Source organism: Lysobacter sp. Root604, assembly GCF_001427505.1.
Classification (GTDB): domain Bacteria; phylum Pseudomonadota; class Gammaproteobacteria; order Xanthomonadales; family Xanthomonadaceae; genus Lysobacter.
In genome coordinates, this window is the sequence record NZ_LMGS01000001.1 from 1279044 (window position 1) to 1291951 (window position 12908).

At 68.6% G+C, this 12908-nt stretch carries 11 protein-coding genes; 3 read left to right on the plus strand and 8 right to left on the minus strand.

Translation table 11 applies throughout. The annotated features are described in order from the left end of the window. Window positions 1-102: 102 nt before the first annotated feature. From dnaJ to hrcA, 4 genes are all read right to left on the minus strand, one after another. Window positions 103-1230 (minus strand): molecular chaperone DnaJ, encoded by a 1128-nt coding sequence (gene dnaJ, locus ASD69_RS05925; RefSeq protein ID WP_056174959.1) that lies wholly within the window; start codon window positions 1228-1230, stop codon window positions 103-105. A gap of 127 nt (window positions 1231-1357) precedes the next feature. Further along, window positions 1358-3271, minus strand: a complete 1914-nt coding sequence (gene dnaK, locus ASD69_RS05930; RefSeq protein WP_056174962.1) for a molecular chaperone DnaK — start codon at window positions 3269-3271, stop codon at window positions 1358-1360. Between the two features lie 140 nt (window positions 3272-3411). Further along, window positions 3412-3927: a nucleotide exchange factor GrpE gene (grpE, locus tag ASD69_RS05935; RefSeq protein WP_056174966.1), complete on the minus strand. Its 516-nt coding sequence runs from the start codon at window positions 3925-3927 to the stop codon at window positions 3412-3414. A gap of 595 nt (window positions 3928-4522) precedes the next feature. Beyond that, complete coding sequence (gene hrcA / locus ASD69_RS05940; protein WP_056174969.1) at window positions 4523-5572, minus strand: heat-inducible transcriptional repressor HrcA; 1050 nt, start codon at window positions 5570-5572, stop codon at window positions 4523-4525. 457 nt (window positions 5573-6029) lie between these two features. Between hrcA and recN the strand changes: the two genes are divergently transcribed. Beyond that, complete coding sequence (gene recN, locus ASD69_RS05945; protein WP_056174973.1) at window positions 6030-7697, plus strand: DNA repair protein RecN; 1668 nt, start codon at window positions 6030-6032, stop codon at window positions 7695-7697. A gap of 329 nt (window positions 7698-8026) precedes the next feature. On the opposite strand, the gene fur is transcribed toward recN, so the two are convergent. Then, window positions 8027-8428, minus strand: a complete 402-nt coding sequence (gene fur / locus ASD69_RS05950) for a ferric iron uptake transcriptional regulator (RefSeq protein WP_056174976.1) — start codon at window positions 8426-8428, stop codon at window positions 8027-8029. 190 nt (window positions 8429-8618) lie between these two features. Here fur and ASD69_RS05955 point away from each other — a divergent pair, with 190 nt between their 5' ends. Then, window positions 8619-9014 carry an outer membrane protein assembly factor BamE gene (locus ASD69_RS05955; protein WP_056174978.1) on the plus strand — a complete coding sequence of 132 codons (396 nt, stop codon included), beginning with the start codon at window positions 8619-8621 and terminating at the stop codon, window positions 9012-9014. A 55-nt stretch (window positions 9015-9069) separates the two neighbouring features. Here ASD69_RS05955 and ASD69_RS05960 read toward each other — a convergent pair whose 3' ends face one another. Both ASD69_RS05960 and ASD69_RS05965 read right to left on the minus strand, forming a co-directional pair. Next, window positions 9070-9351, minus strand: a complete 282-nt coding sequence (locus ASD69_RS05960; protein WP_056174981.1) for an RnfH family protein — start codon at window positions 9349-9351, stop codon at window positions 9070-9072. Further along, window positions 9348-9782 (minus strand): type II toxin-antitoxin system RatA family toxin, encoded by a 435-nt coding sequence (locus ASD69_RS05965; RefSeq protein WP_056174984.1) that lies wholly within the window; start codon window positions 9780-9782, stop codon window positions 9348-9350. The genes ASD69_RS05960 and ASD69_RS05965 overlap by 4 nt, the downstream gene beginning before the upstream one ends. 42 nt (window positions 9783-9824) lie before the next feature. Between ASD69_RS05965 and smpB the strand changes: the two genes are divergently transcribed. Then, entirely contained in the window at window positions 9825-10337 is a 513-nt protein-coding gene (gene smpB, locus ASD69_RS05970) for an SsrA-binding protein SmpB (protein ID WP_056174987.1), read from the plus strand. Window positions 10338-10703: 366 nt separating this feature from the next. Here smpB and ASD69_RS05975 read toward each other — a convergent pair whose 3' ends face one another. Next, window positions 10704-12893 (minus strand): CHASE domain-containing protein, encoded by a 2190-nt coding sequence (locus ASD69_RS05975; RefSeq protein ID WP_056174990.1) that lies wholly within the window; start codon window positions 12891-12893, stop codon window positions 10704-10706. Window positions 12894-12908: the final 15 nt, after the last annotated feature.

Below are 12908 nucleotides of genomic sequence, written 5' to 3' on the forward strand. Positions count from 1 at the left end.
CGCGAGCGCCGCTAAGACCGTTCCAGCGCAAGCCGGCGGCGGCACACAACGGGCACGAAAAAGGGGGCCGCAGCCCCCTTCTGATTTCGCTATGCCTCGGGCTCAGGAGGTCATCCGGTCCCAGAAACCCTTGACCCCGTCCAGGAAGGTCGAGGAACGCGGCGAATGCTTGCGCGCCCCCTCGCCGATGAAGGTCGCTTCGAACTTTTCCAGCAACTCGCGCTGTTCGACGGTCAGATTGACCGGGGTTTCCACCACCACCCGACAATACAGATCGCCCGGCTTGCGGCTGCGCACCGACTTCACGCCCTTGTCGCGCAGGCGGAACAGCTTGCCGCTCTGGGTCTCGAACGGAATACGCAGCTCGACCTCGCCGCCCAACGTGGGCACGCGGATCGTATCGCCGAGCGCGGCCTGGGAAATGCGGATCGGCACCTCGCAGTGCAGGTCGTCGCCGTCGCGCTGGAAGATCTCGTGCTCGCGCACGCGCACTTCCACGTACAGATCGCCCGGCGGCGAACCGGCCGGGCCGGCCTCGCCCTCGCCGGTCAGGCGGATGCGGTCGCCGTTGTCGACGCCGGCCGGAATCTTGACCTGCAGGGTCTTGGTGCGTTCCACCCGGCCCTGGCCGTGGCAGTCCTTGCAGGGATCGGCGATGGTCTGGCCGCGGCCGCCGCAATGCGGGCAGGCCTGCTGCATCGAGAAGATGCCGCGCTGGAAGCGGACCTGGCCGCGGCCGCTGCAGGTGGTGCAGGTTTCCAGCTTGCCGTCGGCCGAACCCGAGCCGTTGCAGGTGTCGCATTCGTCCAGGGTCGGGATTTCGATCTGCTTGTCCAGGCCGCCGACCGCCTCTTCCAGCGACAGCTCCATCACATAGCCGATATCGGCGCCGCGGCGCGGACCGCGCTGGCCGCCACCGCCGCCGAAGATGTTGCCGAAGATGTCGCCGAAAATATCGCCCATGTCGGCGTAGCCAGGCCCGCCGCCGCCACCGCCCATGCCGTGCTCGAAGGCGGCGTGGCCGTGCTGGTCGTAGGCGCGCCGACGATTGGCGTCGGACAGCACCTCGTAGGCCTCCTTGCACTCCTTGAACGCCGCCTCGGCGGCGTTGTCGCCGGGATTGCGGTCGGGATGGTGCTTCATCGCGCAGCGCCGATAGGCCTTCTTCAGGTCGTCGTCGCTGGCGTTGCGGGCCACGCCCAGCACTTCGTAATAGTCGCGTTTGCTCATGGGCCGGGATTCGTGATTCGGGATTCGTGATTCGTTACGGCGCAAAACTCAGGGACGGAACCGGTGGGAGAATAGCGAAAGGAGCGGGAAAACCCGCTCCTTCCAATCTCTAATCCCTAATCCCGAATCACGGCTTCTGATCGTCCTTGACCTCGGTGAACTCGGCGTCGACCACGTCGTCGGACTTGGCGCCGGCGTTGCCGCCCGCGTCCGCGCCCGGCTGCTGGGCCTGGACCGCCGCGAACAGGGCCTGAGCGGCCTCTTCCAGGGCCTTGGACTTGGCCTCGATCTGGCCCTTGTCGTCGCCCTTCATCGCGGTCTCGAGCTCGGCGATCGCGCCCTCGGTGCGGCCGATCGCGTCGCCCGGCAGCTTCTCACCGTGCTCCTTGATCGTGCTGCGCGCCATGTGGATCAGGCCGTCGGCCTGGTTGCGGGCCTGGACCAGGTCGTGGAACTTCTGGTCTTCCTCGCGGTTGGCTTCCGCGTCGGCGACCATCTTGGCGATCTCGTCCTCGGACAGGCCCGAACCGGCCTTGATCTCGACCTTCTGTTCCTTGCCGGTCTTCTTGTCCTTGGCCGACACGTGCAGGATGCCGTTGGCGTCGATGTCGAAGGACACCTCGACCTGCGGCATGCCGCGCGGCGAGGGCTCGATGCCGGACAGGTCGAAACGCGCCAGCGACTTGTTGTAGCGGGCCTGCTCGCGTTCGCCCTGCAGCACGTGCACGGTCACGGCCGACTGGTTGTCCTCGGCGGTGGAGAAGGTCTGCGAGGCCTTGGTCGGTACCGTGGTGTTCTTCTCGATGATCTTGGTGAACACGCCGCCCAGGGTTTCGATGCCCAGGCTCAGCGGGGTCACGTCCAGCAGCAGCACGTCCTTGACCTCGCCGGCCAGCACGCCGCCCTGGATCGCCGCGCCGACAGCCACGGCCTCGTCCGGGTTGACGTCCTTGCGCGGTTCCTTGCCGAAGAACTCGGCCACGGCCTGCGCGACCTTGGGCATGCGGGTCTGACCGCCGACCAGGATCACTTCGCTGATGTCGCCCGCGCGCAGGCCGGCGTCGTTGAGCGCGATGCGGCAGGGTTCGATGGTCTTCTTGACCAGGTCCTCGACCAGCGACTCCAGCTTGGTGCGGGTCAGCTTGATGTTGAGGTGCTTCGGGCCCGACGCGTCGGCGGTCACGTAGGGCAGATTGACTTCGGTCTGCTGGGCGCTGGACAGCTCGATCTTGGCGCGCTCGGCGGCGTCCTTCAGGCGCTGCAGGGCCAGCGGATCCTTGCGCAGGTCGATGCCCTGGTCCTTCTGGAACTCTTCGACCAAGTAGTCGATGACGCGCTTGTCGAAGTCTTCGCCGCCCAGGAAGGTGTCGCCGTTGGTGGCCAGCACCTCGACCTGCATTTCGCCGTCGACCGAGGCGATCTCGATGATCGACACGTCGAAGGTGCCGCCGCCCAGGTCGTAGACCGCGACCTTGCGATCGCCGCCCTTCTTGTCCATGCCGTAGGCCAACGCCGCCGCGGTCGGCTCGTTGATGATGCGCTTGACCTCCAGGCCGGCGATCTTGCCCGCGTCCTTGGTGGCCTGACGCTGGCTGTCGTTGAAGTAGGCCGGCACGGTGATGACCGCCTCGGTGACGGTCTCGCCCAGGTAGGCCTCGGCGGTCTTCTTCATCTTGGCCAGCACTTCGGCCGAGATCTGCTGCGGCGCCATCTTCTTGCCGTCGGCGGTCGCCACCCAGGCGTCGCCGTTGTCGTGCTGGGCGATGCCGTAGGGCACCAGGTCCAGGTCCTTCTGCACTTCGGCGTCGGTGAACTTGCGGCCGATCAGGCGCTTCACCGCGTAGAAGGTGTTCTTGGGATTGGTGACGGCCTGGCGCTTGGCCGAAGCGCCGACCAGGACTTCGCCGTCCTTGGTGAAGGCCACGATGGACGGCGTGGTGCGATCGCCTTCCGCGTTCTCGATGACCTTGACGTTGCCGCCTTCCATGATCGCGACGCAGGAATTGGTCGTGCCCAGGTCGATGCCGATGATCTTGCCCATGGTGTTGCTCCCTCTCGAATGCTTTAGATGTTGCGGCTGCCGTTGCGGCGCCGATGTGCGTTATTTGGGGTCCGGTCGCGGGCGGTTCAAGCGCCCCCGCCCTCGCCCGCGCGCTCCGGCGCGCTCGCGCCGGCGACGGTTCAGGCGTCCTGGGCGACCACGACCAGGGCCGGGCGCAGCAGCCGCTCGTTCAGCAGCCAGCCCTTCTGGTAGACCTGGACCACGTGGTTGGGGGCGACGCCCGGGGCCGGGACCATGCTCATGGCCTGGTGCTGTTCGGGGTTGAACGGCTGGCCGGTGGGGTCGACCGCGATCAGACCGTTGTCGCCGGCGACCTTGAGCAGCTGGCGCAGGGTCAGTTCCATGCCCTCGCGCAGCGCGCTGGCGTCGCCGCCGGCCGCGGCCAGGCCGGCTTCCAGGCTGTCGATCACCGGCAGCAGGTCGCCGAGCAGGCGCTCGTTGGCGAACTTGCGCGCCGTGTCGATGTCGCGCGCCAGACGCTTGCGTTGGTTGTCGAGTTCGGCGCGCTCGCGCAGCGCGTCCTCGCGGACCTGGGCCAGTTCGGCGCGCAGGGTCTCGACCTCGTTCGGCGCGGCGGCGGAAGCCGGGTCCTGCGCGTCGGGGTGGAGTTCGGTATTCGGATCGTGGTGGCTCATGCTGGGCTGGTCCTGGCGGTATATCCGCGACAGGGGCAGCTATTGGGGCCAAGCCCGGACCGTTCAAGTGCGCGCCGCGCAGAAGTGCCGGCATCTGCGGCGATCGTGCGGCAACGGCGGCGACCGGGGTGGTTCGATGCCGTTTTTGGGACGATGGGCATAGCCGCAGGGGCTATCGCGCCGCTATCGGCATCATTGAGCGCGAGCGGCGCAAGCCGCGAYCGCGRGAGTCGGCGACCGACGCGGGCCCGGCTTCGGCTGGAACCTCGGTGATCGGCGGRCTTCGGCTTCGGGSATCGCGGCTCACGCCGCTCCTACCCCAAAGCGGCGATCGGCGACGGCGATGGCCTTGGGCAGCAGCGACGCGAGTCGCGGCCTAAGCCACCAATGGCGACGCCCACCCCGCCTCGCCCGCTTCCTGTGGGAGCGGCGTGAGCCGCGATGCCGAAGCGGTGGCGCGCCGAGGCAGGTAGAAAAAACCGAAGCCAATACCCGCAGCACGACGGTTTTCGCGATCGCGGCTCACGCCGCTCCCACAGGAAGCCAAGGTCCGCGCCAGCGGACAGAAGGCCAAGTCCCCAGACACGCGCCCCGCTCAAGCCTCGGGCTTGAACGCATCCCCCAGGGCATCCGCCGCGGCCTGCACCACCGGGATCACCCGGTCGTAGGCCATCCGGGTCGGCCCGATCACGCCCAATACACCCAGCACCTGGCCGCCGGCGGTGTACGGCGCGGTCACCAGCGACACGCCTTCCAGCGGCGCCAGGCCGGTTTCCTCGCCGATGAAGATGCGCACGCCCGGGGCGTGGATGGTGCGCTCCAGCAGCTGCAGGATCTCGCGCTTGCGCGCGAAGGCCTCGAACAGCTCCCGCAGGCGATCCACGTCGGACAGCTCCTGCACGCCCATCAGCCGGGTCTGCCCGGCCAGCACCATGTCGTCGTCGCGGTCCGGCGCCAGCGCCTGCTCGGCCAGCTCGACCGACTGCGCCAGCAACGCGGCCATTTCCGACTGCGCGCTGCGCAGCTCGTGCAGCAGGGTGGCGCGGATGTCGGCGACCGGGCGCCCGGCGAAATGGCTGTTGAGGTAGTTGGCGACCCGCTCCAGCTCGCCGGCGTCGTAGGGCCGCTTGGTCTGGATGATGCGGTTCTGCACGTCGTGATCGGCGAACACCAGGATCGCGAGCACGCGCTGCGCGTCCAGCGGGACGAAATCGATGCGCCGGAACGCGAACTGCTCGCGCTTGGGCACGCTGACCACGCCGACGAAATGGGTCATCGCCGACAGCAGCTCCGAAGCGCTGCCGAGCAGGGCCTGGGTGCCCGAACCGGTCGGCAGCTCGTTGCGCAGGCGCGCCAGGTCGCCCTCGGGCAGCGGCCGCACCTGCAGCAGCGAATCCACGAACAAGCGATAGCCCTGCGCGGTCGGGATGCGCCCGGCCGAGGTATGCGGCGCGCTGAGCAGGCCGGCGTCCTCCAGGTCGGACAGGATGTTGCGGATGGTCGCCGCGCTCACGTCCAGGCCGGCATGGCGCGCCAGCGTCTGCGAGCCCACCGGTTCGCCACTGTGGATGTAGCGCCCGATCAGCGTGCGCAACAACTGGCGCGCGCGCGGGTCCAGGCTGAGGTCGGAAGAACGGCGATTCATCGCTGTCGATATAAGCGCGCCGGGCGGTGGGCGCAAGCGCGGCGATGCGCGCGCGCCATTCATGCGGCCGGAGGCCCGTGTGAGAGCGCCCCCGGCGGGCTGGCCTTGCGGGGCCTGGCAGCCACGCAATCGCGGCTCACGCCGCTCCCACAGGAAGCGTGCCTGCACGCACCGCTAGTCGGTCGGGTTTGCGGTAGGAGCGACGCAAGTCGCGACCGCGCCATCGAGCCACGACGTAGCTTCCGTTCGTCGCCCTCCTCCCCAAGCTCGATGCCTAACGGGTTCCGCCCTCCCGTCGGAGCGACGTAACCCGCGATCGCGCCGCCCGCACTCGAAACTCGCCTGCCGCCGCCCAATCTCAACCCTGGAGACTAATCCGACACAGATTGGCGGCATTCCCTGCTAGCCCGGTCACCCCCGACCCGGCACAATCGCCGCTCCACAACGCCGCCAGCGCATGCTCACCCACCTTTCTCTCAAGCATTTCGTCGTGGTCAGCGCGGCCGAACTCTCGTTCGGCCCGGGCTTGACCGTGATCTCCGGCGAAACCGGCGCCGGCAAGTCGCTGTTGGTCGACGCCCTGGGCCTGATCAGCGGCCTGCGCGCCGACAGCGGCGTGGTCCGCCACGGCGCCGACCGCGCCGAACTGGTCGCCGACTTCTCGCTGGCAGACGCCGCGCCGGCCGCGGCCTGGCTGCGCGAGAACGAACTGGACGAGGACGACAGCTGCCAGGTCCGGCGGGTGATCCGCGCCGACGGCGGCTCGCGCGCCTGGATCAACGGCCGCCCGGCCACCTTGGGCCAGCTCGCCGACCTGGCCTCGCGCCTGGTCGAGATCCACGGCCAGCACGAGCACCAGGCCCTGCTGTCCAAGGCCAGCCAGCTCGCCCTGCTCGACGCCTACGCGCGCAACGATGCCGCGCGCGCGGCGGTCGAAACCGCCGCGCGCGACTGGAGCGCCCTGCTGCGCGAACGCGACGCCCTGATCGCCAAGGGCGACGTCTCCGAACGCATCGGCTGGCTGGAACACCAGCACGCCGAACTCGAACGCGAAACCCTGGAACCCGAGGCGATCGCGCGCCTGAACGCCGATCACAAGCGCCATGCCCACGCCGCCGGCCTGATCACCGCCTGCGACGACGCCTTCGCCCGCCTCGGCGGCGAGGACGGCCCCTCGCTGTCGCGCAATCTGCAGCAGGTGCGCGCCGAACTGCAGCGCGTGGTCGAGCACGAGGCGCGCCTGAGCGACGTCGACGCCATGCTCGACGCCGCCGCGATCCAGGTCGACGAAGCCTTGGCCCTGCTAGGCCGCGTGCGCGACGACCTCGACCTGGACCCGTCCGCCTTCGACACCCTGGAACAACGCCTGGGCCGCCTGCACGAGCTCGCGCGCAAGCACCGCGTCGCCCCCGAACAACTGGCCGCGCACCGCGACGGCATGGGCGCCGAACTGGACGTCCTGCGCGGCGCCGGCGAACGCCTGACGCGCCTGGACGGCGAGATCGCCGGCGCGCGCAAGGCCTGGCGCGGCAACGCCGACGCCCTGACCGCCTCGCGCAAGAGCGCCGCCCAGGCCCTGTCGGCCGCGACCACCGGCCTGATCGGCGAGCTCGGCATGGGCGGCGGCCGTTTCGAGATCGCTCTGGAGCCCATCGACGAAGACCGCCCCGATCCGCAGGGCGGCGAGCGCGTCGAGTTCCTGGTCGCGGCCAACCCCGGCCAGCCCGCGCGCGCCCTGCGCAAGGTCGCCTCCGGCGGCGAGCTCTCGCGCGTCTCGCTGGCGATCGAAGTCGCCGCGTTGGGCCTGGATACGGTCCCCAGCATGGTCTTCGACGAGGTCGACTCCGGCATCGGCGGCGCCGTGGCCGAGATCGTCGGCCAGAAGCTGCGCGCCCTGGGCGCGAGCCGCCAGGTTCTGTGCGTGACCCACCTGCCCCAGGTCGCGGCCCAGGGCCACGCCCACTACCGGGTCAGCAAGTCGGCCAGCGAAGGCGTCACCCAGAGCGCGGTCCAGCGCCTGGACGCCAAGCAGCGCGAAGAGGAACTCGCGCGCATGCTCGGCGGCGTCGAGCTGACCAAGGAAGTGCGCGCGGCGGCCAGGCGGCTGCTCGCGGATGTGGTTTAAGGGCCGGGATTCGGGATTCGGGATTCGGAAGAGCTTTGCGTGCCGTGGCCACTCTCGATTCGTCATCCCCGCGAAGGCGGGGATCCAGTGACTTGCTCGGTCTGTCGCCGACGACGCAGGCGCCCTAGAACCTCTCGGTTCCAGACTGGGCGCCACCTACGCGCCGAGTGGAGTCAGCGCGCGAATGACGCCGCGGACGCGTCCCGTATTGGACCTAGGCCTGTCGCGGCAACACAGCCCGCACCAAAGAAAAGGCCCGCCATGAGCGGGCCCTTCTAGTCTGGCGGCACCGGCGAGCGCTGCGCTCCACCGATCCCGCAACGCGCCCCTCAGCGCTTCTTGCGCACGTACAGCACCAGCGAGTGCTCTTCGATCTCGTAGCCGTGCTTGGCCGCGATCTTGCGCTGCAGCTCTTCGATCTCGGCGCTCTCGAACTCTGTGATCTTGCCGGTCTCGATGTCGACCATGTGGTCGTGATGATGGCCGCGGTCGAGCTCGTACACCGACTGCCCGGCCTCGAAGTTGTGCTTGAGCACCAGGCCCGCGGATTCGAACTGGGTCAGCACGCGGTAGACCGTGGCCAGGCCGATGTCCTCGCCCTTTTCCAGCAGCAGCCGGTAAATGTCCTCGGCGGTCATATGGCGCGGCTTGGACTGCTCCAGCAGCTCCAGGATCCGCATGCGCGGATGGGTGACCTTGAGTCCGGCGTTGCGCAGGTCCTGCGATTCCATCTGATCGTCCTTCTTTATCGTGCTGACTGGGCGGCCCGGGTCGGCGTTCGCGCGCCGGCGGCGCGGCGGCCGCGGCCGGAACGGCGGATGAACGCGTCTCGGCGCGCCCCGGTCCACCCCTTGTGGATGCGGCCTTCAGTGTATCATCGGCGCGTTACCCGCCCGTCGCAGACATAGGTCCCAGCACACGATGCGCAAGCTCCTGCTCGTCCTTTCGATCGCCTTGATCACCTCCGGTTGCGGCATTCTCTATAAGCAGCCGATCTACCAGGGCAACCTGCTCGAGAAGACCGCGGTCGACCAGCTGCAGACCGGCATGACCAAGCAGCAGGTGCAGTTGCTGCTGGGCAGCCCTTCGATCGAAGACCCGTTCCACCACGATCGCTGGGACTACACCGCGACCCAGCGCACCGGCCGCCTGGCGCGGACCGAGAAGAAGAACCTGGTCCTGTACTTCGAGAACGACGCCCTGGCCCGCTGGGACGGCGACTACTTCCCGGAGCAGGACGAGCAGATCGCCAAGGCCGCGCCGAAGCAGTTCGGCCGCAACCTGGCCAAGGAAAAGGACAAGAAGCGCCGCCGCTGAGGCCGCGCTTCTCCGGTTTCCAGCGTTTCCGGCACCGCCAGGCGGTGCCTGCCCCCTACTTGGACACGCCGCCCTTGAGCGGACCGCGCGCCTGCGCGCGGCGCCTGCGTGCGTCCTTGGGATCGGCCAGCAAGGGCCGCAGCAACTCGACCCGGTCGCCCTCGTGCAGGACCGCGTCGTGCTCTACGCGCACCCCGTACACCGCATAGGCCACCGCCTCCTCGTCCCGCGCCCAGCCCGCCGCGGCCAGCGCGTCGCGCACGCGCGCGCCCTCGGGCAGGTCCAGCGCGCAGGTCTCGAACCGCCGCGGCCAGGCGCGGACCAGCTCGATCTTCACGCCTCGTCCCCGCGATCGGCGACCCGCACGAAGTCGTCGACCATGCGGTCGGCCAGGCTTTGGAAGCCGATCGCCATCGCCGGGCCCAGCAGCTTCACCGCCGGCTCGAACTCCAGGGTCAGGGTGACCTTGCAGGCCGACTCGTCCAGGGCGTGGAACTCCCAGCGCCCGCCGAGCTGGCGGAACGGGCCGTCGACCAGCTTGAGCTCGATATGGTGCGGCGGCGACAGGGTATTGCGGGTGGTGAACCAGGTCCGCAGCGCCCCCAGGCCCAGGTCCAGCCGCGCCACCATGTGGCTGTCGCTGGCCTCCAGCACCTGCGCGTTCTCGCACCAGTCGAAGCGCCGCGGATAGGCCGCGACGTCGTTGACCAGCGCGTACATGCGCGCGGCGGAATGTTCGACTAGGGCGGAACGACGGATGGTCGGCATGGAATATTCGCTAGCGGCCGCGCAATCGGGGACAATGGCGCGATGGCTAAAAATGCAAACAACAAGGCCGGCAAGGATAAAGGAAAGGGCGGCGCCGGCGGCACCATTGCCCTGAACAAGCGCTCGCGCCACGACTACCACCTCGAGGAACGCTTCGAGGCGGGCCTGGCCCTGCAGGGCTGGGAACTCAAGTCGATCCGCGCCGGACGCGCCAACATCACCGATGCCTACGCGGTCATCCGCGCGGGCGAGATGTTCCTGTACGGCTCCCAGATCAACCCGCTGATCTCCGCCTCGACCCACGTCGTGGCCGAGGAACGGCGCACCCGCAAGCTGCTCCTGCACCGGCGCGAGATCGACAACCTGATCGGCCGGATCCAGCGCGACGGCTACACCGTGGTGCTCACCGCGCTGTACTGGAAGGGCAACAAGGTCAAGGCCGAGATCGCCCTGGCCAAGGGCAAACAGAGCCACGACAAGCGCGAAGCCAGCAAGGAAAAGGATTGGGCGCGCGAAAAGCAACGCACGATGCGGCGCCATAACCGCGACGCTTGAGGGCCGGATTCGGGATTCGGGATTCGGGATTCGGCCAGAGCCTAGACCGCTAAGTCACTCCCGATCCGTCATCCCCGCGGAGGCGGGGATCCAGTGACTTCAGCACCATGCCGCGATGCAGGCCCCTACTCATCGAAGCGACGCAAGCCGGCCGCCGACACTTCGACCAGCTCACCGAGACCTACTCGGGGAGCATTATCGCGATAGCGCTTCCTCCCCCTTTGAAAAAGGGGGATCGAGGGGGATTTGCTTTTGGAACGAGGCGAACCCGCGCAGGGTCCTACGGGCATACCTCGAACGATTCCGCGCACATTAGCGACACGGCAAATCGCAAACGATGCGCAGCACCGCTAAACGTTCAAACCCCTACTCCCCCGGCAAGGTAAACGTAAACGTCGCGCCCTTCCCTTCCACGCCCTCGGCGCGGATGCTGCCGCCGTGGCGTTCGACGATGCGCTTGACCGAGGCTAGGCCGATGCCGTGGCCGGGGAAATCGCTGTCGGTGTGCAGGCGCTGGAACGGCCGGAACAACTTGCCCACGTATTCCTGGGCGAAGCCCGCGCCGTTGTCGCGTACGTGGAACTCCGTCAGCCCCTGCGCATTGGTGGTGGCGCCGAACGCGATGCGCGCCTGAGCCTGGCCGCGGGTGAACTTCCAGGCGTTGCCCAGCAGGTTCGCGAGCAGGTTACGCAGCAGCGGCGCATCGCCGACCACGGTCAGGCCGGGTTCGATCTCGACTTCGACGCTGCGCTGCGGGTCGGCGGTGCGCAGCTCCTCGACGATTTCTCCGGCCATCCTGCTCAGGTCGATGCGATCGAACTTGAGCTCGCTGCGCGCCAGACGTGACATCTGCAGCAGGGCGTCGATCAGTTCGCCCATCCGCCCGGCCGCCTTGCGCACCCGGCTGAGGTAGTCGCGGCCGGAGTCGTCGAGTTGCGCGGCGTGTTTCTCGATCAGGATGCGGCTGAAGCCCTCGATCGCGCGCAAGGGCGCGCGCAGATCGTGCGAGACGCTGTAGGCGAACGCCTCCAGCTCCTGGTTGGCCACGCTCAGCTCGCGCGTGCGCAAGGCCACGCGCGCCTCCAGGGTACGGTTGAGCGCGTGCACGCGTGCCTCCGCGCGCAAGCGCTCGGTCACGTCCTCGATCTGGACCAGGCCGGTGATGTCCTGACCGACGTTGCCGGGCACCGGCGAATAGGTCAGTTGGACCTGACGCACCAGCCCGTCCCCACGATGCAGGCGCCGCGTCGCCCGGTGCACGCCGTCGGTGTCGGTGCGGCCGGTGGCCTTGCCGATCAGTTCGTGGTCCTCGTTATCGAACAGGGCATCGAAACGCGTGCCCAGCAAGGCCGCTTCGTTGTTGCCGACGATCGCGACCAGGGCCGGATTGGCCTCGACGATGCGGCCTTCGCTGTCCAGCAGGGCCTTGCCGATCGCCGAATAGCGCATCGCGCTGCGGAAACGGGTTTCGCTGCGGCGATAGTCCTCGGTCATGCGCAAGGCGATCTTGCGGGCGCGCGCCTCGGTGCGGGCCAGGGTCAGCGCTACCGCGTACAGCAGCAGGGAGGCGAACAACCCCAGCGCCAGCATGTTCTGCAGACTGGCCAGGCGCGGCGCCGACTGCGCCTGCGGGCTGGATTCGAACTCCAACCGCCAGCGCCGCCCGTAGACGTCCAGCGTGGTCGAGTGGCGGAACGCCGACTCCACCTCGTCGCGCCCGCGCGGGCTGGCGTACAGCAAGGTGCTGCGGGCGCCTTCGACGTCGTAGACGCGGAAGCGCGCGTCCTTGAAGGCGCCGCCCATCGAATTCTCGGCGAAACGCTGCATGCGAAACGGCACGTAGACCCAGCCCTGCATCGAGCTGCGACGCGCGTCCAGGCTCTGCGGCCGATCGCCGCCGCGGTACACCGGCAGGTACAGCACCAGCCCGGTCTGCTTCTCGGCTCCGTCCTGGATGAGTTGCAACGGCCCGGTCAGCTGCGGTTGGCCGGACTCCAGCGCCGCCAGCATCGCGGCCGCGCGGGTCGGCTCGGAGTACATGTCGTAGCCGATCGCCGCCACGTTGGCCGCGGTCTTGGGTTCCAGGTACAGGATCGGGCCGTAGTCGCGGCGCACGCCGCGTGGCCGCACCTCGAGCAGGCCGTAGCCGGATTCGCGCCATTCGGTTTGCAGGTCCGGCAGACGCGAGCTGCGCACGTAGCCGCCGAAGCCCAGCCCCAGCATCGCCGAGAAGCGCTGGCTCAGGTTCATGCCCTCGACGTAGGCGCGCCACTGTTGCGGGGTCGGTCGCGCCACCGAGGCGAACAGCGACACGCCGCCGCCGGCGACCAATTCGTAATAGATCAGGCGCTGCCGCATCAGGTCGGTGATGACCTCGGTCTGGACCTGAAACTCCGATTCGGCGGTGCGCAGTTCGCGATCGCGCGCCACGGTCCAGGTGGTGAACACCAGCACCAGCGCGCCGATCAGCACCAGCAAGGCCAGCAGATAGCTGCGACGCGGCACCAGGCCGGACAGCTGTGCCGCGGCGGAATCGTCCGAATGGATTGAGCTCATAGCGCGAGCATACAA